20 protein-coding genes are annotated in these 21,180 nt (G+C 33.2%); 6 read left to right on the top strand and 14 right to left on the bottom strand.

Going from position 1 to position 21,180, the window contains the following annotated elements:
* Nucleotides 1-76: 76 nt before the first annotated feature.
* The 8 genes from L0669_RS12000 to L0669_RS11965 all read right to left on the bottom strand — a co-directional run bounded on the left by L0669_RS12000 (nucleotide 77) and on the right by L0669_RS11965 (nucleotide 8,177).
* Nucleotides 77-1,561, bottom strand: a complete 1,485-nt coding sequence (locus tag L0669_RS12000; protein WP_263763768.1) for a carboxypeptidase regulatory-like domain-containing protein — start codon at nucleotides 1,559-1,561, stop codon at nucleotides 77-79.
* 63 nt (nucleotides 1,562-1,624) lie between these two features.
* Nucleotides 1,625-2,986, bottom strand: a complete 1,362-nt coding sequence (locus L0669_RS11995; protein ID WP_263763766.1) for a CsgG/HfaB family protein — start codon at nucleotides 2,984-2,986, stop codon at nucleotides 1,625-1,627.
* A 1-nt stretch (nucleotide 2,987) separates the two neighbouring features.
* Nucleotides 2,988-3,392, bottom strand: coding sequence for a curli production assembly/transport component CsgF (locus L0669_RS11990; RefSeq protein WP_173970409.1), 405 nt, complete (start codon nucleotides 3,390-3,392; stop codon nucleotides 2,988-2,990).
* Between the two features lie 16 nt (nucleotides 3,393-3,408).
* Nucleotides 3,409-3,711: a CsgE family curli-type amyloid fiber assembly protein gene (locus L0669_RS11985; protein WP_173970408.1), complete on the bottom strand. Its 303-nt coding sequence runs from the start codon at nucleotides 3,709-3,711 to the stop codon at nucleotides 3,409-3,411.
* A 23-nt stretch (nucleotides 3,712-3,734) separates the two neighbouring features.
* A complete protein-coding gene (gene csgH / locus L0669_RS11980) occupies nucleotides 3,735-4,136 on the bottom strand; it encodes a curli-like amyloid fiber formation chaperone CsgH (protein ID WP_173970407.1) in 402 nt (133 codons plus the stop codon).
* Between the two features lie 8 nt (nucleotides 4,137-4,144).
* A complete protein-coding gene (locus tag L0669_RS11975) occupies nucleotides 4,145-4,666 on the bottom strand; it encodes a hypothetical protein (RefSeq protein WP_263763764.1) in 522 nt (173 codons plus the stop codon).
* Between the two features lie 69 nt (nucleotides 4,667-4,735).
* Nucleotides 4,736-5,581: a hypothetical protein gene (locus tag L0669_RS11970; protein WP_173970448.1), complete on the bottom strand. Its 846-nt coding sequence runs from the start codon at nucleotides 5,579-5,581 to the stop codon at nucleotides 4,736-4,738.
* A 406-nt stretch (nucleotides 5,582-5,987) separates the two neighbouring features.
* On the bottom strand, nucleotides 5,988-8,177 hold the full coding sequence (locus L0669_RS11965) for a glutamine synthetase III family protein (protein WP_263763762.1): 2,190 nt from the start codon (nucleotides 8,175-8,177) through the stop codon (nucleotides 5,988-5,990).
* A 427-nt stretch (nucleotides 8,178-8,604) separates the two neighbouring features.
* On the opposite strand from L0669_RS11965, the gene L0669_RS11960 reads away from it, so the two are divergent.
* Both L0669_RS11960 and L0669_RS11955 read left to right on the top strand, forming a co-directional pair.
* Nucleotides 8,605-9,621 (top strand): glutamine synthetase beta-grasp domain-containing protein, encoded by a 1,017-nt coding sequence (locus L0669_RS11960; RefSeq protein WP_173970404.1) that lies wholly within the window; start codon nucleotides 8,605-8,607, stop codon nucleotides 9,619-9,621.
* Between the two features lie 503 nt (nucleotides 9,622-10,124).
* The gene (locus L0669_RS11955) at nucleotides 10,125-11,099 is read left to right on the top strand and encodes a TerC family protein (protein ID WP_263763759.1); all 975 of its coding nucleotides are present in this window, start codon (nucleotides 10,125-10,127) and stop codon (nucleotides 11,097-11,099) included.
* Between the two features lie 68 nt (nucleotides 11,100-11,167).
* Here L0669_RS11955 and L0669_RS11950 read toward each other — a convergent pair whose 3' ends face one another.
* The 5 genes from L0669_RS11950 to L0669_RS11930 all read right to left on the bottom strand — a co-directional run bounded on the left by L0669_RS11950 (nucleotide 11,168) and on the right by L0669_RS11930 (nucleotide 17,110).
* A complete protein-coding gene (locus tag L0669_RS11950; protein ID WP_263763757.1) occupies nucleotides 11,168-11,686 on the bottom strand; it encodes a hypothetical protein in 519 nt (172 codons plus the stop codon).
* Between the two features lie 315 nt (nucleotides 11,687-12,001).
* Nucleotides 12,002-12,520 carry a hypothetical protein gene (locus L0669_RS11945; RefSeq protein ID WP_263763755.1) on the bottom strand — a complete coding sequence of 173 codons (519 nt, stop codon included), beginning with the start codon at nucleotides 12,518-12,520 and terminating at the stop codon, nucleotides 12,002-12,004.
* Between the two features lie 88 nt (nucleotides 12,521-12,608).
* Entirely contained in the window at nucleotides 12,609-13,478 is an 870-nt protein-coding gene (locus L0669_RS11940; protein ID WP_263763754.1) for an alpha/beta hydrolase, read from the bottom strand.
* Nucleotides 13,479-13,889: 411 nt separating this feature from the next.
* Nucleotides 13,890-15,926, bottom strand: coding sequence for a M13 family metallopeptidase (locus L0669_RS11935; protein ID WP_263763753.1), 2,037 nt, complete (start codon nucleotides 15,924-15,926; stop codon nucleotides 13,890-13,892).
* Between the two features lie 311 nt (nucleotides 15,927-16,237).
* Nucleotides 16,238-17,110: an AraC family transcriptional regulator gene (locus tag L0669_RS11930; RefSeq protein ID WP_263763752.1), complete on the bottom strand. Its 873-nt coding sequence runs from the start codon at nucleotides 17,108-17,110 to the stop codon at nucleotides 16,238-16,240.
* Between the two features lie 449 nt (nucleotides 17,111-17,559).
* Between L0669_RS11930 and L0669_RS11925 the strand changes: the two genes are divergently transcribed.
* The 4 genes from L0669_RS11925 to L0669_RS11910 all read left to right on the top strand — a co-directional run bounded on the left by L0669_RS11925 (nucleotide 17,560) and on the right by L0669_RS11910 (nucleotide 20,658).
* The gene (locus tag L0669_RS11925) at nucleotides 17,560-17,979 is read left to right on the top strand and encodes a secretion protein (protein WP_173973203.1); all 420 of its coding nucleotides are present in this window, start codon (nucleotides 17,560-17,562) and stop codon (nucleotides 17,977-17,979) included.
* An 889-nt stretch (nucleotides 17,980-18,868) separates the two neighbouring features.
* Nucleotides 18,869-19,276 (top strand): T9SS type A sorting domain-containing protein, encoded by a 408-nt coding sequence (locus tag L0669_RS11920; protein WP_263763751.1) that lies wholly within the window; start codon nucleotides 18,869-18,871, stop codon nucleotides 19,274-19,276.
* A 374-nt stretch (nucleotides 19,277-19,650) separates the two neighbouring features.
* On the top strand, nucleotides 19,651-20,037 hold the full coding sequence (locus L0669_RS11915; RefSeq protein WP_263763749.1) for a secretion protein: 387 nt from the start codon (nucleotides 19,651-19,653) through the stop codon (nucleotides 20,035-20,037).
* Nucleotides 20,038-20,271: 234 nt separating this feature from the next.
* On the top strand, nucleotides 20,272-20,658 hold the full coding sequence (locus L0669_RS11910) for a flagellar motor protein MotB (protein ID WP_263763747.1): 387 nt from the start codon (nucleotides 20,272-20,274) through the stop codon (nucleotides 20,656-20,658).
* An 85-nt stretch (nucleotides 20,659-20,743) separates the two neighbouring features.
* Here L0669_RS11910 and L0669_RS11905 read toward each other — a convergent pair whose 3' ends face one another.
* Nucleotides 20,744-21,151: a helix-turn-helix domain-containing protein gene (locus L0669_RS11905; RefSeq protein WP_263763745.1), complete on the bottom strand. Its 408-nt coding sequence runs from the start codon at nucleotides 21,149-21,151 to the stop codon at nucleotides 20,744-20,746.
* Nucleotides 21,152-21,180 lie beyond the last annotated feature (29 nt).

The raw sequence follows: 21,180 nt of genomic DNA, 5'->3' as shown, positions 1-21,180 counted from the left end.
AAAAAAATTCGGCAGGTTTTTAAGCGCTGCCGAATTTCCTGAGTAAAATTGGTTATAAAATTTTGGCTCCTAAAAGTTACTCCCAATCGGGCATTGAAGTTCCTGAGAATAATAATGTTCTTGAATTGAGAACTCCGATGGTTGTTTTTACTATATTTTTTACTGAAATACCATCATTAGAAGTATTGGTAAATATGAGTTCTGCTTCGTTTGGTGAATAGCGAACATCGAGATCGTTTGTACCTAAGGTTTTCTCTGTTATGATTTGGGTTGAATTTCCTGTTGCAAAATTATATTCGAAAATTCTGGAATCTAATTGGCGGTAATTTAAATTTTCGAAACCGGAAACATCTCTGGTATATACTAATTTTTGCCCTGTTATTGAAAAGTGCAGTCCACCTGCAGCTCCTGTTTGGCCTGAAAGAATGGTTGCTGTTACGGTTCCGGAAGGATTGATAACATAGATTTCTACATTGTAACCGTTGGCATCGTTTACTTTTAAAGCAATTTTATTTCCATCGGCGCTCCAATCGCACTCTGATATAAATTTACCGTTTGGTGTCTGGAAAATTTTGGTTAAGCCACTTCCGTCGCTATTAATTTTGTATAATTTGTCGAAATTAGGGTAAATCAATTCGCTTCCGGAAGCATTCCAGGAATAATTAAGATAATCTGAATTAAAACCAGCGACAGGAATTGAGCTTGTTACTTTTTTAACTTCGGTTCCGTCAAAATTCATCGTATATATATCGTTCTGAGAACCATTTGTACCTATAAAAGCAATTTTATTAGCCTGATTATTTCGTCTCGGACGCCAGTAATTTTTGTCTGAACTTGTTAGCTGGTATTGTTTTCCTGCATCATCGGCAGTAAAAATCACATTATTGCCGCTTATATTTTTTACGAACAAATATCGGGTTAGCGGAAATGGTATCGTCGAAAAAGCGCTTACAGCACTTAAAACGGGGGTATTTGTTCCGTCAGTAACCTCAATCTGCCAATAGTATTTTGTTCCGTATATTAAATTGGTAAGGGTTAACTTTTTTTCTTTTATTGCATCGTAAACTTTTACCTCGCTATTACTGTCGTTTCTAAGTGTTATCTTAAAAGTGAGGGCATCATTATCAGGATCTGTAGCTGTCCAGGTTAAGTCTAATGACACGGCCTGAGCGGTACTATTATCAACGGGGCTTACTAATACGGGAACTGTTGGCGGCTTATTGTTGGCTGTTGCTTTTTTAAGTTCAAAAACAATTTCTGATGTATTGTTTGCTGTAACCGTTGTGGCTTCAAATTTTGCTACGAAACCGTCTTTTTGTGCCTGAAACGAGTATTCGCCTACTTTTACATTCGAAACCGTAAACTTACCGTTCTCATCTGTAAAAACAGTACTGGTGGTTGGGCTCGAGAGGATTTTTACATTCTCCATAGGTTCAAATGTGTCTGCATTAACTACTCTTCCGCTAACGGTACCATATGACGTTTCTCCTATTTTCTCTTCACTGCATGAAACCAAAAACAATAAAAAAAGTACGCTTGCTATTTTGTATAAATACTTCATTATTACTTTGTTTTTAAATTTAAACTTCATCGTTATGTTTTCAAAATTCTGATTTTCTAATTATTACTTTTTCTTTTTGGTAAAATAATAAGTTAGTCCTAACCCGAATTTATAATAGTAATCATCACGGGTTCCTGCCTTTATATAATCGACATTATCACTAAAATTGATATTTTGCTCTGCAAATAATTTGATTCCTATTTTATCAGAAACGAGATACTCGAGCCCCAAACCGTATTGAACTTTACCATAAGCATTCTCGAATTTCCGGTTCGTTGCATATCCTCCGCCTCCGTAGAGATAAGGCGTAAAACGATCTTTAGGGAGTAAAACCCATTCGAGATTAAGATCATACGTAATGTAACCTACATCGAGTAAATTTTTATTGGCGAGATTGACGACATTGGTAGAAGCACTAAAATTAATGCTGGGTGTTATAAAATACTTTAATGCTCCCCGGCCAAAAGGTCTTAATAATGGATCTTGATAATCACCATCCATCAACGTAGCTCCTCCTGAAATTTCTATGGCAAACTTACTTCTTCTGTTTTCCAGCACTCTGTCATAAAGCGCTGTTACATCGGCAGTTTTAGTTTCTTCATTATAGGCTTTGATCAAATTATCGACTTGCCATTTGGGTGCATCTGCTTCCCAGATATTATCTTTTATACCTTCTAAAACCAGAGATTCTACCGCTTTTTCGATGGCTTCGGTTACTGCCATATGCACGGGTTCATTTGTAGTGTAGCCGGTTTCAACTTCTAAAAGTCTTTTAAAATTGACATATCTAAACAAGCTTTCGTCAATTGCCTGCGATAGAATTGTTTTTGATATGTAAACTGATTTTAAAATTTTTCCGTTTGAGGTTGAAATCATCCTTAAATAGATGGTAACACGGTCCTGACGGTATTTTACAGAGGCTCCTGCTCCAAAATATCGTGCTCCAAAACCGCCGGTAATAATATTAGAATCGTATGAAACTATTCCGCCTTCTAATAAAACTCCTGCATATAATAAAGGAGTTAACTGAGGTTCATTTGGATTGGCATTTTTTACATATTCCTGGCGTGTTGCCCGAATAAGGTTTCGCTCCTGAAGTAAATTTCCAATATTTTCACGTTCTATAGGTATAAACCACTTAGAATCTTCTAAGGCTTTTATCAATATAGAAGTGGCGCCCTGGGTTACGGCAGTACTAAAACTACTTCCGTTTTCCTGCGGTTTATATTGTCCGGTCTGGTCTCTGAATTTATAGACACCTACGACAACTTGCTCTTTTGGTTTTGGCAGATCTTTTAATAATGAAGTTGCAGGAGTTCCTTCTCCTAAAACTGCTTTTTGAACTCCGGTTGGCTGATTGTAATAAGCACCGCAACCCGATAAAAGAAATCCGAATACTATAAATAGGTAGTGATGTAATCTCATGTTATTTATTTGGGATAATTACTTGAGTTTGTTCGCCTGTATTAGTATCTAAAATATTCAGAGTAAGGCCGTCTGAAGAGGGATAAACATCGACTGAATAGCTCCCAAAAGTATAGGAACCTTCTTTTATGCCATCAGTACCAAATTGCTGTTTGTAGAGTGTGCTTGAAATCTGACTTAATAATTGCGAGTTTAAATTGGCTTTAAATCGTTCTAAGTCAGTTTGCGTTTTTGTTTCAGCTGTTTTATCCTTTTGCTTATTCTGAGCTTCTGCACTGCTCAAAAGCCATTGATAATTAAAGGTATCTCCGCCAAAAGCTGGATTTACGGGTTTATAAACTAATGCCTGAGCATTTATAAACGGAGAAGCAAGCAGTAATACTGCGAGGGTGATTATAAATTTCATGTCGCTAATAATAAAATTAATACTGAGTGAAATATTTGCGCTCTTTTTCTTTTTCTTTCAGGTAAGTGAAGGTTGCATTTACAGATTCTTCTGCAACTGCATCTAAAAATTCATCATCTGGCCTGGCCAGAAACTCATAAATAACTTCGTTGTCGATACTTATGGTTATGGATGTATTTCTTGCAAAACTATATTCTTCACCTATTGTGACTATTTTTTCAGCGTTTATTCCAATATCATTGTACTTGTAATAATATCTGTCGTAAAAATCTTTTCCTATTTTGGTTTTTGTATCGTCTGTAATGATTCCTCGTAACACAAATCCGTCAACTGGTAATACAATTACATCTTTTTTTTTTCTTCACCTATAACCACACGATCTTTCGCTATTATTTGCTTGTCTTCATCGTAGAACAATAATAGTACGACTACCTCATCATCTTCTGATAAATTAATCTGAGAAGTAGATAACTTTTGTTTTTCGTTTGGCTGTAAGGTAAAAACACCAACCTGGTCATTATTAGACTGATTATTACTTTTATTATTATTTTTTATAACAGACATTCTGTAGGCGGCACTCCGGATGACATCAGTAAGATTTTCGGCAGTACCAGTAATTTTTACATTACCCTCAACTTTTTCAATTTCCAGCTTTGCTTTTATTTTGTCTTGGGGGACCTGACCATATACTATGGCAGTAAAAACCAGAAAAACAAAAATTATATGTCGGTATAAAAAACGCATGTTTAAATTTATTTATTAATAAGAATTATTGAAGCGCCATTTCCTGTCTGAGTAATTTTCATGTTTTTTGACAATGAATTGGTTCCAATATTTTGAATGTTTTGATTATCGCCTTTTTGGATCATTTCCATATTTACATTATAATTTGTGTTTAATGTAAAATCGTTAATCTTATTGTTGTTCCCTTGTTGAACAATGTTTTGTGTCAATGTTTTAGCACTTTTATCCAAAAACAATTCATTACGGTCTCCATTTTGATTGACAGCAACTTTTGTTTCGTTTGATTTTAAAAATGCTTTTACTTGATTTAAATCTCCAATTTGCTGGATTTGAATGCCAGACTGAATTTTTTGATTTAAATCATTCTGTGCTTTTTTATCCATACCCGAAACCACACTAAAAGCTTTTTCTTTTGAATTAAAGACGGAGGAGCTGTAAGGTTTAAAATCTGAATTATCTTCTTTTTCCTGTGCATAAAATACAGGAGAAAAAAGCAAAAGCAATACAATATTTAAAATGAAAGTTTTCATCCTGATTGATTTAGATTAAAAAATGAGATAGTCACGTTCTATGACTATCTCATTATTTATTTTATGCTATTAGTTAGTTTGAGTAACTACGATTGTATTTGAATTTCCTTTTGAAAATGCAATACTAGAGTGAGATGCTCCGGTTTGAGTTACAGTAGCTTTATTTAAGTTACCAATTTGCAAAGTATCTTCAGTTAACTTAGTACCGTTTTGTACAGATGTAGCTTTGTTATCATCTCCATATTGATAATGGTTTGAAGTGTTTTTGTTAGCTGCAGAAGTACCGCTTGGAGAAGTTTGAGTTTGTGTAGACTCATTTCTTTGACCTCCTTGACTAGCATACGCTACGTTGTTATCTCCTTTTTGTGTTTGCCAAGCTTTATTGTTGTTATGAGGTCCAACTGGAACAGCTACACCATTAACATGCCCAATTTGAGCAGCAGTAAAAGGAGCTCCTGTTGGTTTCTCATTACCTGTTGTACCTTGATCTACAGTAGCAGTATTGCTGTCTCCTGTTTGAGTTTGCCAGGCTTTGTCAAATCCACCTGTTGAGCTTGGTGCATTTACAATTTGATCTTGCCAGATTGTAGCTCTATTGCTATTTCCTTTTTGTGTTTGATAAGCTTCGTTATCATGGTTACTTTGAGAAATAAAAGCCCCGTTACCATTACCGTCTTGTTTCACATCAGCTTTGTTGTCTTTTGCTGCATACAATCCTGGTTGAATTCCCTGAAAAACTTCAGACTTGTTGTTATCACCTTTTTGATCAACAAGCGATCCGTTATTTGAACCGTTTTGAGTAACAAGACCCTGATCTGAGTTTCCTACTTGATTCACTGATGAAGTGTTTCCCTGTGCAAATCCGATTGCCCCTACAAACAGCATCGCTGAGATGCTTAAAATTACTTTTTTCATAATAGATATATTTAATTGGTTATTAATACAACTTATTATGTAGGTCAGTGTGATTTGGGGAAATCATGGCTTTAAAAAATCATCATTCAATCATCATTCGAAAATAAATTTTTAGGTCTTATCTTCTTTCTTCATGACCAAAATTAGAAAACTTCTCGAAAATCAAATCAAGTATAATTACCTATTTTACAAGAACTTAATCATTTTTCGATGAACTGTAAAACTATCTCGATGAACTACTGAATCTCTTAAAAATATAAGTAGGAAATTACTTCATTATCATAATTCCTTAACATTTAATGCCTTGAAATGCAAAAATCAATATTAATTTTACTTTATTTTAACATTACAGCAAAAAAAAGCCCACCTTAATTCGATGGGCTTGGTAGAATTGTTAAATTACTATTTATTTGGTAAATAACAGCTCTCTATACTTGGTTAATGTCCAGCTTTCGTCGTCTACAAGTAGCTCTAATTTATCACAATGATTACGAATATCTTCAAAATAAGGCTTCACTTTATTGCAATATGCTTCGGCCATTTTTTGCGCATCTGTTAAATGATTTGCTGTTCTTCTTTCATCTGTCATTGCCAATACTTTAGAATTAATTCCTTCAATATGACCAGAAATCTCTTTTATTAAAACAATTTGCTCTTTTGCAATCGTTTCAAACGCTGCACCAAAGATTTCTTTTAATCCTTTTACATTTTCGATTAAAGTATTTTGGTAACGTATTGCCGTTGGGATAACATGATTTCGGGCAATATCACCTAAAACTCTTCCTTCGATCTGGATTTTCTTAGTGTATTCTTCTAATTCTATTTCGTAACGCGCTTCAGCTTCAATATGATTTAGAATCCCTAATTCGCTAAATAAATCTAAAGCCTGTTTCGAAACTTTGGCTTTAATCGCTTCCGGAGTCGTTTTAAAATTACTTAAACCTCTTTTTGCTGCTTCTTTCTCCCAGCTTTCGCTGTATCCGTCTCCTTCAAAAAGAATCTTTTTAGATTGTTTGATGTATTCTCTTAAAACATTAAAAATAGCATCATCTTTTTTCATGTCTTTAGACTCGATCAAAGTATCAACTTCTATTTTAAAGTCTTTTAATTGTTTGGCTACAATCGCATTCAAAGTTGTCATCGCATTAGAACAGTTTGAGTTTGAACCCACTGCTCTAAACTCCCATTTATTTCCTGTAAAAGCAAAAGGTGATGTTCTGTTTCTGTCTGTATTATCTAAAAGTACATCCGGAATTTTACCTACTACATTCAGTTTTAAATCCGTTTTTTCTTCAGGAGATAATTTTCCTGTTGTAACACTCTCTAATTCTGATAATACTTTTGTTAATTGTGCTCCAATAAATACAGAAATAATTGCCGGCGGTGCTTCATTTGCCCCTAACCTATGATCGTTACTTGCTGTTGCGATCGAAGCTCTTAATAAAGTTTCGTAATCATTAACTGCTTTTATCGTATTAATAAAGAAAGTAAGAAACTGCAAATTGCTCATTGGCGTTTTACTCGGACTCAATAAATTAACTCCTGTATCTGTTGCCAACGACCAGTTATTGTGTTTTCCTGATCCGTTTACTCCTTTAAATGGTTTTTCGTGAAATAATACTTTAAAGTCATGACGCTCTGCCACTCTTTGCATTACATCCATCAATAATGAGTTATGATCTACAGCAAGATTGGTTTCTTCAAAAATTGGAGCCAACTCAAACTGATTTGGTGCCACTTCGTTATGACGCGTTTTTACCGGAATTCCTAACAGCATACATTCCTGCTCTAAATCTCTCATATAAGTCAGCGCACGCGTTGGGATAGAACCAAAATAATGATCGTCTAATTGTTGTCCTTTTGCAGAAGTATGTCCTAATAAAGTTCTTCCTGTCATCATTAAGTCAGGACGAGAATTTGCTAATGCTTTATCAATTAAGAAATACTCTTGCTCCCAGCCTAAAGTAGCAGTTACTTTTTTTACATTTTTGTCAAAATACCTGCAAACTTCTGTAGCGGCTTCATCTATGGCAGATAAAGCTCTTAATAACGGAATTTTATTGTCTAATGCTTCTCCTGTATAAGCAATAAATACTGTTGGAATACATAAAGTAGTTCCGTAAATAAATGCCGGCGAAGTTGGGTCCCACGCAGTATAACCTCTGGCTTCGAAGGTATTTCTGATTCCGCCATTCGGGAAACTCGATGCATCCGGTTCTTGTTGTACCAATTGTGCTCCTCCAAATTTCTCTACAGGATCGCTTCCGTCATACGAAACTTCAAAAAAAGCATCATGTTTTTCTGCCGTTGTTCCTGTAAGAGGCTGAAACCAGTGTGTATAATGAGTAACTCCTTTAGATAATGCCCATTCCTTCATTCCCATGGCAATATAATCTGCCAGTTTTCTCTCTATTTTAGTTCCGTGCTGAATAGCGTCTCTAACTCCTTTTAAAGCATCAGAAGTCAAAAACTGCTTCATTGCTTTTTCATTAAACACATTTGAACCAAAAATATTAGATTTTCTATCGATTTCTTCAAAATGCACTGGCTTTCTTGTAGAAGCATCTCTTAAAGCCTGGAAACGTAATGTTGACATGTATAATAAGTTTAAAATTTGTAATAATTTCTACTAAAAAATGATCGACAAATATAAACAAATAAAAAGCCTGTTTATAAGATAAATTTGAGATTTTTATTCGACGATTTTTCAACATAAGAAGCTTTTTTCAAAGAATAATGAATTTGATTTAAAGAAATGTAACAAAATACATCAGTATTCTTCATTAAATAAACATTTTTTCATAATTCCTTAACCTCGAAACTCAAAAAACCTCCTTAATTTTTACGAATTTATTTTTTAATAGTGTTAAAAATTGCTTTTTTAAAAATATACCCCTCTCAAAATTGCGCTTATCCAAAAAATAGTAGAGACATAAACAAAATAGCCCCCTAATTTTTACGGCTAAAAAAATAAATCTATATTTGACCCAACGAAAAAAACAAAAAAATTAATTTATATTATTATGGCTAAAATTAAGTTAGAGTACATTTGGTTAGATGGATATGAACCAACTCAAAATCTTAGAAGTAAAACTAAAGTTGAAGAGCATGAAAATTTCAAAGGAACATTAGAGGAGCTTGGAAACTGGTCATTTGATGGTTCATCAACAAAACAAGCCGAAGGTGGATCTTCAGACTGTTTATTAGTTCCTGTTGCAATTTATCCAGATCCAACTCGTATTAACGGATACCTTGTTATGTCAGAAGTTATGTATGCTGACGGAACTCCACACCCTTCTAACGGTAGAGCTACAATTGATGATGATAATGATGATTTTTGGTTTGGTTTCGAACAAGAGTATTTCATCATGGATACTAAAACTCAACTTCCACTAGGATTTCCAGTAGGAGGATACCCTGCTCCACAAGGTATGTACTACTGCTCTGTAGGTGGAAAAAACACTCACGGAAGAAAATTAGTAGAAGAACATGCTGATTTATGTATCGCTGCAGGTATTAACTTCGAAGGTATTAACCAAGAGGTTGCTTGCGGACAATGGGAATTCCAATTATTCGCTAAAGGTGCTAAAAAAGCCGGAGACGAAATTTGGGTTGCTCGTTACTTATTAGATCGTTTGACTGAAAAATATGGTTATTATATAGAATATCACCCAAAACCACTTGGAGACACAGATTGGAATGGTTCAGGTATGCATGCTAACTTCTCTAACGAGGTGTTAAGAACATGTGGAGACCAGGCTACTTACGAAAAAATCTGTGAAGCTTTCCGTCCTGTTACTGCTGAGCACATCGCGGTTTACGGAGCTTACAACGACCAACGTTTAACTGGTAAACATGAAACAGCTTCTATTCACGATTTCTCTTATGGAGTTTCAGACAGAGGATGTTCTATCAGAATTCCTTTAATGACTGTTCAAAAAGGATGGAAAGGTTGGTTAGAAGACAGAAGACCAGCTTCAAACGGAGATCCATACAAAATTGCTGCAAGAATTATCAAAACTGTTAACTCAGCGCTATAATTTAAAGCTTAGAATATATTCTAAAAAGTGCCATCTTAATTGCTGGCACTTTTTTTTTGCCCCATAGTCAGTGATTTCGATATCAATATTTTTTTTCAGGAGCTAATCCCGCTATACGTTCCAATCTTTTGTTCCAAACCCCGGAACAAAAGGATTTCCTCTTCTATCGGGGCTAGGGCAATCATTTTCATAATAAAGTTATGAGTATCCAACTCTCGCCTGTCATCCTGAGCGGAGTCGAAGGCGCGCCAATGAGAACGTGGGCTTCGACTCCGCTCAGCCTGACAAAAAAAGAAAAACTCCGCATAAATCCGTGTTTTCGCGATATCGAATCCGTGTCATCCGCGTGCCATCTACCACAATCCTCTCATCATACTCAAAACCAACATCACCAACTTAAAAAATCTTTAAGCTTTATTCAGAATTTAAACACAACTTTTCGATAATTAATTTTTAAGTTAAACTTCAAAAACTATCTTTGTAAATCATTTAAAAAAAGTATCATGATCGTCTGGATTTTGTTTTTATTAGCCGTTGTTTTTATCCTTGCTTTAGACTTAGGTGTTTTTAATAAAAACCCTCATATTATTAGTACCAAAGAAGCAAGCAAATGGACACTTATTTGGGTTACTTTATCATTCCTCTTTTCGGGAGTAATTTACTGGCTTTACACTACAGATTATATTGCAAATCCTGATAATCTAAAACCAGCAGTAGCTTCTATGAAGTTCATTACAGGTTATTTAATCGAGCTGTCTTTAAGCGTAGATAATATATTTGTCATTGCCATTATTTTTGCCTCGTTTAAAATTCCGCAAAAATACCAGCACCGCGTTTTATTCTGGGGAATCCTGGGCGCTGTAATCTTCCGCGGATTAATGATTTTCTTTGGCGTAATGCTTATCAATAAATTTACCTGGACAACTTACTTGTTTGGTGGATTCCTGATTTTTACAGCAGTAAAAATGTTATTCTCAGGAGAAGACGACGACTTTCAGCCAAAAGATTCTTTCGTATACAAAACATTAGGAAAAATTATCCCTATCACATCTGAAATGGACGGAGAGAAGTTTTTCATTTCTACAAAAACAGCCAAAAGAGCAGCAACACCATTATTTGTAGCCTTGATCGTAATCGAAGTAATGGATGTACTTTTTGCTGTAGACAGCGTTCCTGCTATCTTAGCCATAACATCAGATCCGTTTTTGGTATTCAGTTCTAATATTTTTGCTATTCTGGGGTTACGTTCTATGTATTTCTTCTTAGCGAATATGCTGGCGAAATTCAGTTTCTTAGAATACAGTTTAGTAGCAATTTTAGCCTTTGTAGGATTAAAAATGATTCTTCACGATTTTATTCACGTACCAGAATGGGCTTCATTAGGATTTATTGCACTTTCGCTTTTAGTAGGAATCTTGGTTTCCCTTAAATTTGGAAAAGAAAAAGAACTTACCGATACTGATTTAGAGCAGGAATAATATTCTGAATCACATATTATAAAAAAAAGGAAATCTCACGATTTCCTTTTTTTTATACAATCACTTAATTAGTTTAGTGTTTTAACATTGCTATCATCAAGATTATATTTTCTGATAACTTCATAATAATCTGAATACTCATTTTTCGTATTTGCCTTTTTTGCATATACTCCAGTACTTTCAACTTCCGGTACAATTACAATACGAAATGTTTGATTGTACCTCATATCATTCGGAATATTGTTTAACCCTAAACCATCAAGATATATCTTAAAATCGTCTTGAGTAAAATCAAATTTATAATTAAAGATAGTTCCATTATCGTAATAATGAGCTTCCGGAAGCTGAACCCAAATATCACGGCCATTTGGCGCAACTCCTCCTAATCGATAAACCAAAAGCACATCTTTGGGAAGTAATGCATAATCAAATCTTCCTGTAATTCCTTCTCCATTGTTTCCAAAATCAACTTTATTTACTTCAAAAACATAATTGGTCGTATCAAAAATTTCGTCCTTATCATCATCAGAACATCCTGAAAACACAAATAACCCAACAACTGCCAATAGCGTAAGCATCTTTTTCATAATATTTTATTTATAAGTTTCTGGAAAGACTTCAAAAAGTAGACCAAAATTCTTACATTATGTATTTTTTGAAATAAAAAATTATAAATATTTTTTCTTATAAACAATAATTTGACGCCATCATAAAATAGTTCTTGAGTGAACACTTGCTAAATCTCCTAAAATAGAATTTTAGAGAATTAAGAGTTGCATCCTATTTTTAAAACACAAATTGCCAACTTTCTGATTCAATAAAATTTCACATAAAAATATGAAGGCATAAAAAAAGGAAATCTTACGATTTCCTTTTTTACTTATATGTTTTATAAAAATTGATTATAATTTCACAGTTTTAACGTTACTATCATCAATATTATATTTTTTAATAACTTCATTGTAATCATTTAAATTAACTGAGGTTTTTTTACCCGTTAAGTTTTTACCAGCACCTGGAATAATAACTATTCTAAATGTTTGATTTAATCTTAAAGCAGGTACTACAGTTCCTAAGTCAGAACCTAACATAAAAATATCGACATCATATCTTGAAAATTCAAAATTATAACTAAAATCGAATGCACCAGCACTATCAAAAGCCGATTCTGGTAAAGCATTCCAAACTTTCACTCCATCTTCAACTGCTACTAATCTATACACTAAAACCATATCACCTGGATAAATTTCAGGTTTCAAATCATAACGAATCCTAAAATTATTACTTTGTTGAAATGAATATCCATTTACCTCAATAACTTCAGAAATTAACCCATCCTGTCCCGGAGGCCCTTCTGGCCCTTCACAGCTCGAAAACACTATTAATCCAACAACTGCAAATAAGGTAAGTATCTTTTTCATAATATTTATTTTTTAAGTTTATATATAAAGGTATTCCAAAAATCAAACCAAAAAAAGCTTTTTGAGTGATTCCTTACTAAAAGTTCTATTATTTTTTTGCAACCTGCTGGTTTTTAAGCAAGATTTTATTAAAAAATAACACATGATAAGGTAATGAATTTTCCCAATAATCCCAGGTATGTGCTCCCGGACGCTCGGTATAGTCGTGATCTACTTTGTTATATACCAATCTTCGGTGTAATTCTCTGTTAGGTTCTATCAAAAAATCATCTACTCCGCAATCAATGATCAGGGGCAATTTATTGGCTTTAATTTTATCCAGCATTCCCATTACGGCATATTGCGCATACATTTCTGAACTATCGCTTTTATCTCCAAAAACAGGCTGCATCAATTTTACCACCTGAGCCGAAGATTCACGATTCAGCATCGTACTCATATCTACTGCCCCACTCATACTTCCTGCCGCACAAAACAATTCAGGATGCTTGGCCGATAGATATAACGCACCGTGACCTCCCATAGAAAGTCCTGTAATTACTCTTCCGTTTTTATTACTTATCGTTCTATAAGTTTTATCTACTTTTTGAACCACTTCCTGCGTTACAAAAGTCTCAAACTGACTTTCTTTATTTACAGGACTGTCCAGATAAAAACTAAATGTTTCTCCTTCTGGCATTACAATAATAATATTATATTGATCGGATAGGTTTTGAACTAGTTTTTTATTTGGCGTATTTTTTAACCAATCGCTAAAATGACCGTAAGCGCCGTGCAATAAATACATCACCGGAAATGCTGATTTGCTTTTTGCATACGAATTAGGCAATACAACGGCAGCTTTGTAGGTTTTACTCATGGCTGTACTCGCAACTTGTAATGTATCTACTTTTGCAGCATAACTCATTGAAGAAGCGCATAAAAGAACGGCAAATACTAAAATTCTAAAGTTTTTCATATTTATATTTTTTCAATTTTGGGATTGTAAATATACCTTTTTCCGTGTAAATTATATGAAAAATCCGACCGGTTTTTTGGTAATGAAAAGTTGCCGCGAATTGCACGAGTTTTCACGAATTGGAATATGGATAAAATGATTTTATTTCACGCAGATTCAAAAAGATTTAAGCAGATGTAGACTGATTTTTTAATTTTAAATATAATCTGCAAAATCCGCGTGAAACAAAAATTCACCCAATTTCAGGACAAAATAAAATCATTTTAATCCGTACAATCTGTGGCAAAAACAAAACAAAAAAAATCCGCGATAACTAGTTTAACCTGCTCAATCCGCGGGCAATTGTATCGCAAAACAAAAAAACCATTCGCCTTAACGAATGGTTTTATATATCACTTATTATTTTATGTTTTACCAGATTACTACTCGTAAACTATCTGGCTGATACATTTTATCTCCTTTTTTGACATTAAATGCTTTATGAAATTCAGGAATATTACTCAAAGGTCCGTTGACTCTGAATTGTTCCGGTGAATGTACATCCGTCATAATTTGGTTGATTTTCGATTCATCTCTTCTGTTAATCATCCAGGAATACGCATATGCAAGGAAATAACGTTGCTCCGGAGTTAATCCGCTAATTTTTTCCTTGTTTTTAAATTGTGCTGTTTTCTGGAATGCTTCATAACCCATAATTACTCCGCCCAAATCGGCGATATTTTCACCTTGAGTGGCATCACCATTTACATTTTTACCCAATATTGAATATTTATTGTACTGATCTACTATCAACTTTGTTTTAGCTTTGAATTTTTTCAAATCTTCTGCTGTCCACCAATTGTTAAGATTTCCTTTTTCATCATATTGACTTCCCTGATCATCAAAACCGTGTGTAATCTCGTGTCCGAAGAAAGAACCTCCAATAATACCGTATAAAACAGCATCATCCGGCATACGCCCTTCGTAACCCGGTACAATAATATTACAAGCCGGAATTACGATCTCGTTATTACTAGGATTATAATAAGCATTATACGTTTGCGGCTGCATAACCCATTCATTTCTGTCTACAGGTTTTCCAAATTTGTTGATCATGTATTGGTAATCCCAAATGTAAGCTTTCATTACATTGCCGCAATATGATTTTCTGTCTATAGAAAGTGAGCTCATATCCTTCCATTTGTCAGGATAACCCAATTTCATTACCATTTTACTCAGCTTAAATAAAGCTTTTTGTTTGGTAGGCTCGCTCATCCAGTCTAGTTTTTTAATGTGCGAAGCAAATACGTCACGAATATTGTTACCTACCTCCAACAATTTCTCTTTAACGCCTTTTGGCATGTAATCGCTCACATAAACCTGACCTATTAATTCTCCTAAAGAAGAATCAGTTTGTTCTACTACTCTTTTCCAGCGTGGTTTTTGAGTTCCAACACCATTTAATGTAGTCGAATAAAATTTGAAATTTTCTTTTTCGATCGCAGAATTTAGATAAGGAGCATAGGCACTTACAAGATTAAACTTAAGATACGTTTTCCAATCTTCGATGGTATATTTTTTTATCGTCGTATTTAATGCCTTAAAAAATTCCGGCTGTCCTACTATAACAGTATCCGCTTTTACAATGCCTAAAATTGGTAATATTTTTTTCCAGTCGATATCAGGGGTAAGCGTATTGAACTTTTCTACTGTTATCTTATTGTAATTTTTGATAGGATCGCGTAGCTCTTCTAATTTTCGCGATGATTTTGCCAATTCTGTTTCGAGTTTCATAATCGTTGCTGCATTTTTTGAAGCAGCTAATTCTTCGTCTCCTGTAAATCGCATCATGTTTTTAAGATGAGACAAATAAGCCGCACGAATTTCGACATTTCGCTTGTCTGAATCCAGATAATAATCTCTCTGTTTCATTCCCAAACCGCCTTGTCCGAAAAACAGCGCATATTTTGTACTAATTTTATCATCTTGCGAAACATAAAATGTAAATGCCGGATCTGCTCCTACGGTTTGCAAATGTGCAATTGTATTGACTAATCCCGTAATATCCTTAATCTCATTTATTTTTTTGATTTCAAGATTCAACGGAGACAAACCTGCTTTTTCAATGGCAATCGTATCCATACCTGAAGCATAGAAATCGCCAATTTTTTGTTTGTTGCTTCCTTTAGCAGCAGATTCATCTTTGGCTGAGTTCTCACAAATACTTTTAATTTGTCCGTTGATAGTATCCACAACGGTTCTCATTATCCCGTTACTGCTATCTGTTTTTGCAATAGGATTTTTTTTGAACCAGCCATTATTGGCATAATTAAAAAAATCATCGGCCGGATTAATAGTGGTATCGCGATTGGTAATTAAAGGATCTGAAAATGCTACTTCTTTTTTATTGCAGCTAAAAAAAGTCATTCCGATAAGAAGGAATGTTAGAGGTTTTCTAAATAAATTCATTCAGTTATAAGTTTGGTGATGGATTAAATCTATTATTTCGGATTGTTATAATTTAAAAATAACAAGCATGTAAATATAATTTTTATAACAACAAATTTAAAAAAATTCCAAAGTTTAATTTATTGGGAAAAATTCCAAATTATAAATTCCAAATTCCAATAAAAGCTTCGACTACGCTCAGCTTAACAGAATAAAAAAATTTGCCACAAATTCCACAAATTAGCACTAATTTTTTCTAAGTAAATGAAAATATTAATTCGTGTTAATTTGTGAAATTGGTGGCAAAAAATAAAAAGCTTCCTCTTGTAGAATTAGCTAATAATAATTTTGTGTTCGTGGCGGTATTGCGAAGCGCTTTTACCGGTATATTGTTTGAATGATTTACTAAAATGACTGAAGTTGTTAAACCCGCTTTCGTAACATACTTCATTTATACTTATCGGTTTTTCGGCCAATAATTTTGATGCATGTACCAAACGATATTCGTTTACAAATTCTGTAAATGTTTTATTGGAAATCTTTTTAAAATAGCGGCAAAATGAAGGCGTTGTCATACTCACCAAGCTAGAAACTTCATCTATCGCGATAGATTCCTGAAAATGATCTTTTACATAGTTAAAAATAACATTGATACGATCATTGTCCTGGGTTTGCAGTTCTAACGAAAATCCGTCGGCATTAAGCACCGTATATTCTTCAGAAGAATCTAATTCGTCTAATACACTCAAAAGCGTCAGTAAACGTTCAAACGGAAGTTGTTTTTCCATCATTTCGATTTTCTTACCGATTCTTTTTTTAGTTTCACCGCCAAAAGCGATCCCGGCTTTTGCCTGACTAAAAAGATTCTGAACCTTTTTCATTTCAGGAGCAACAAAAAAATCATTCCCTAAAAACTCAGGTTTAATATGAATAACGGTTTCATTTATGTTTCCCGTTTGTTCATTCGTAAAACCACAGTGTGGCAAATTAGCACCTATCAGTATCAAACTACCATTCGTATAATAAGAAACGTGACTTCCTATTTGTCTTTTCCCCGCCCCACCATTTATATAAACCAACTCAATTTCTGGATGATAATGCCATAAATGAGCTTTACTGTTGGTTTTTTCGGCGTGCTTTGTGTAGGTAAAAGAACTTCCGTATGAGTTTGATATCACTTCAAGAGCTGGGGCAATTGTCTTCATGATAATTTCTTTAAAAAATAATAGCAAATTTAACAAAAACGCCTAATATAATTTAAAAATTAACCTATAACGGTTTCGTAAATGAGAATTTTGCATAATAATCATTAAAAGTTAAAACCTCAAATTACCGGATTTGAGCTATTTTTTTCATGATCCGTATTTTTTTGGTACATTTTTTTAATTAATCGTATTTAGTTACCGCATTAAATACACAAACCTAATATTTGTAAGAATATTAGAACTTTTACAGAAATGTTAATTTTATTGAATAATTGAAAAATAATAGCCGAATTAACAAAAACACCTAATATAATTCAAAATTTAACCTATAACGGTTTCGTAAATGAGAATACAGCACATAAATTGGAAAATACAGTTGTGATAAAAAAGCAATCACCGGAGTAATTTAGCATCAGAAAATTAGAAGCAATAATTTAAACTTAAGAGATATGAAAAAGATTTTAAAATTAAGTATAGTATGTGCAGTACTTTTTACAGGAATGAGTACTTATGCAATTGATGGAAATGATAATGGTGCAGCTGATTTTAACCTTCACGTATTAAAGGCTAATGGAAAGCTAATTACGTTTGCTTTAAACCAGGTTAAAAAAGCAAACATTAGTATTTATGATAAAAGCAATACTTTAATATATACTGAAAGTGCTTTTGGTAAAGAAGGAATTTTAAGAACTTTTAGTTTAGAAGAACTTCCAACAGGAACTTACTTCTTAGAAGTTGAAGATAGCGTTAAAAAAGTAAGACACGAAATTACAATTACTGATGATACATCTGTATTGTCTTCAAAAGCAGTTTCGTCATCATATAAAGCAAATACAATTGCTCAAAATTCAAGCGTAGCAGTACGCTAAAAAAGTTTATACTTCTCATAAAGTATAAAAATGAGGTTAGATAGTTAGTAAAGTTAAAAACATGATTGTTTTGAAACAGCTCTTTGTGGTTATTGAGCTGTTTTTTTTGTGCCTTACTTTTTTAAGATTTGCCACAAAGACACAAAGTTTATTTTTTTATTAATTTAACTCTAAACGGAACAAAAACACAAAGTTCGCAAAGCTGATTCAATACAAAGCTTTGCGAACTTTGTGTTTTTTGAAAAATTAAATCTTTGCGGTAAAATAATCTACTTCACAATGAGATTTAAACAGAGAGGACACTAACAGTTTTATCTAGAATTGCGCTCAAAAAAACAAAGTTCACACGGATTTTTCTTTTTTTCTTTTTCTTGTTGTCAGGCTGAGCGGAGTCGAAGCCCCACATTCTAATTGGTACGCCTTCGACTCCGCTCAGGATGACAGTCGAGAGTTGAATACTCATAACTTTATTATGAAACCGAATGCCCTAGCCCCGATAGAAGTGGAAATCCTTTTGTGGCGGCGTTCGCCACAAAAGATTGAAACGTATAGCGGGATTAGCTCCTAAAAAAAATGAGTTTAAAAATATCCGTTTTTATCTGCGTTTTCGCTTTAGCGAATCCGTGTTATCTGCGTACCATCTCACCACTACTCCACAAAGCTTTTGTAAGAAAGACAGATTAACTAATATTATCTCAATTTAAAGAAAACATTAAAAAATAGTAGACGAATTAACAAAAATGATTAAAATAATTCAAAAATTAACCTATAACGGTTTCGTAAATGAGAATACAGCATCGAAATTGGAAAATAGAGTTGTGAAAAAAAATAGATATCCGAACTAATTTAGCATCAGAGAATTAGAACTATTAATTTAAAAACAAATACCATGAAAAAGATTTTAAAATTAAGTTTAGTATGTGCGGTGCTTTTTACAGGAATGAGTACTTATGCAATTGACGGGAATGAAGATTTTAATCTTCACGTATTAAAAAATAATGGAAAACTAATTACGTTTGCTCTTAATCAGGTAAAAAAAGCTCATCTATCAATCTATGATAATGAGGGTACTTTAATTTATTCTGAAAGTGCTTCAGGTAAAGATGGAATTTTGAGAACTTTTAGCTTAGAAGAATTTCCTGCCGGAACTTACTTCTTAGAAGTTGAAGATAGTGTAAAAAAAGTGAGACATGAAATTACAATAACTGATGACACAACTGTATTATCAAAAAAAGCAATTTCATCAGTTTACAAAGCAGGTTCTTCTGCTAAAAATACAAGCGTAGCAGTACGCTAAAAAAGTTATACTTAAAAGTATAAAAGTGAGGTTAGATAGTTAGTAAAATTTAAAACGGTAATCGTTTTTAAAACAGCTCTTTGTGGTTATTGAGCTGTTTTTTTATGCTTAATTTTTACCTCATTTTTTTTGTGCCCTGATTTTTAGAAAACTATTCTTAATAAATATAATACTGTGATTTCTACACTATTAAAATATCTGAATTAAAAAACATCCAAGAGCCCAGTAATTACGTACATAGTTCAGTTAAAACACAGAAACATCTTTAATTCAGCAATTTACACATATAAAAAAGTGATTTTTTTGCATAAAATTAAATTTCAATTTGTAGTTTTGAGCGTTCCACAAACAGTAATTAACAATTTAAAAAAAACATGACAAATTTTACCAAAATGGGCTTAGTTGTTGCCGTATTTTTAACAACAATCTTTACTTACGCAATTGATGGAAAAGGGGATTATATTTTACATATAAAAACCGGAAACGGAAAAGTAATTAGCTTTACTTTGAACAACGTTGAGAAATCAGTTTTTTCTATTTATGACGAAAACCATAATTTAGTGTACACAGGAGAATCTGCTACAAATAAATTAGAGATTTCGAAAACTTTAAGTTTAGAGGCATTTCCTGCCGGAACTTATATCTTAGAAGTAAATGAAAACGGTAAAGTTGCGAAACACGAAATTGCTGTTTCTGCTAAAAAATCAAAAACTATTAAGCTTGACGAATCAGTAAACGAAAGTCCTGGTTTCCGTCGTTAATTGTTTTTTACTTGAAAAACGAAAAGCATCGGCCGCGGCTGATGCTTTTTTTTTTGCATTATAAATAATGATTTCAGTAATGAAATTTTTAACAGTAAGACACAATAAAACAATGAATTACGTGTTATACAATTGATTTACATACTTTTGTAAATAAAAATAAATACAGATCTATTTTTTACTGTTTAAGAATTAAGAAAAAACTGTTTCTCAAATTCACTTAAAAAAATGTCTATGCAACAAAAACTAGCTCTTCTATTATCATTGACTGTTTTTTCATTTCGGGTTGGTGCCCAGACTGAAAAATTTTATACAACCGATAAAATAAGCGACAAATATGCTTATGTCGATGTAATAAAAACCTACGAAAATGTTGCTGCAAAAGGATACAAATCTGTAGACTTATTTCAAAAGCTAGGAAACTCTTCTTATATAAATTGCTATTTTGATAAAGCAGCCGTATGGTACGGCGAGCTATTTGCTATGACATCAGATTTAGATCCTATATATTATTATCGCTACGCAGAATCGTTGCGATCTCTTTCTCAAAACGAAAAAGCTGATGCATTGATCGAAAAACTAAAAAGTAAATCTATTGCAGCGGTAAAACGTAAAATATAGTGGATTTTGTTTCTTTAGAAACTTAAAATGAAAAAGCACCAGTTGTGGCTGATGCTTTTATATGAATAAATCTCTCTTGAAAATATTATTTTCCTTTAAGTAATTGTTCTAAATATTCTATTTTATCCTTTTCTGCCTGAAGCAAACGTTCGTAAAGATTTTTATTTTCTTCTACAGTTTCCATTAATTTATCTAACGGATTGAAAGTACAAGTGTTATAATTATTAAAATTATTACCCGAATCATTAAAGGTATTGAAGTAATTAATAACTCCTTCTTCCGAAAAATTTTTAATTGCTTCAACCGTTACACCAAGTGCTTTCGCCACTTCAATAAGTTTTGCTTCATCAATCGTTTCGCTATTTTCTATAGCCGAAACCGCTTGCTGGTTTGTTCCTAAAGCTTGCGCCAAAGCTTCCTGTTTCATATCTCGAAGTTCACGAATACGGCTTATTTTTCGCCCTATATGATTTGGTTTTGTTAGTGTGCTCATAATTCAAAGATAATAATTAAGTATAAAAA

The sequence above is a fragment of the Flavobacterium bizetiae genome (assembly GCF_024271895.1).
In the GTDB taxonomy this organism is placed as follows: Bacteria; Bacteroidota; Bacteroidia; order Flavobacteriales; family Flavobacteriaceae; genus Flavobacterium; species Flavobacterium bizetiae.
The sequence above is the reverse complement of the archived record's forward strand: the minus strand, read 5'-3'. Positions and strand labels throughout refer to the sequence as shown.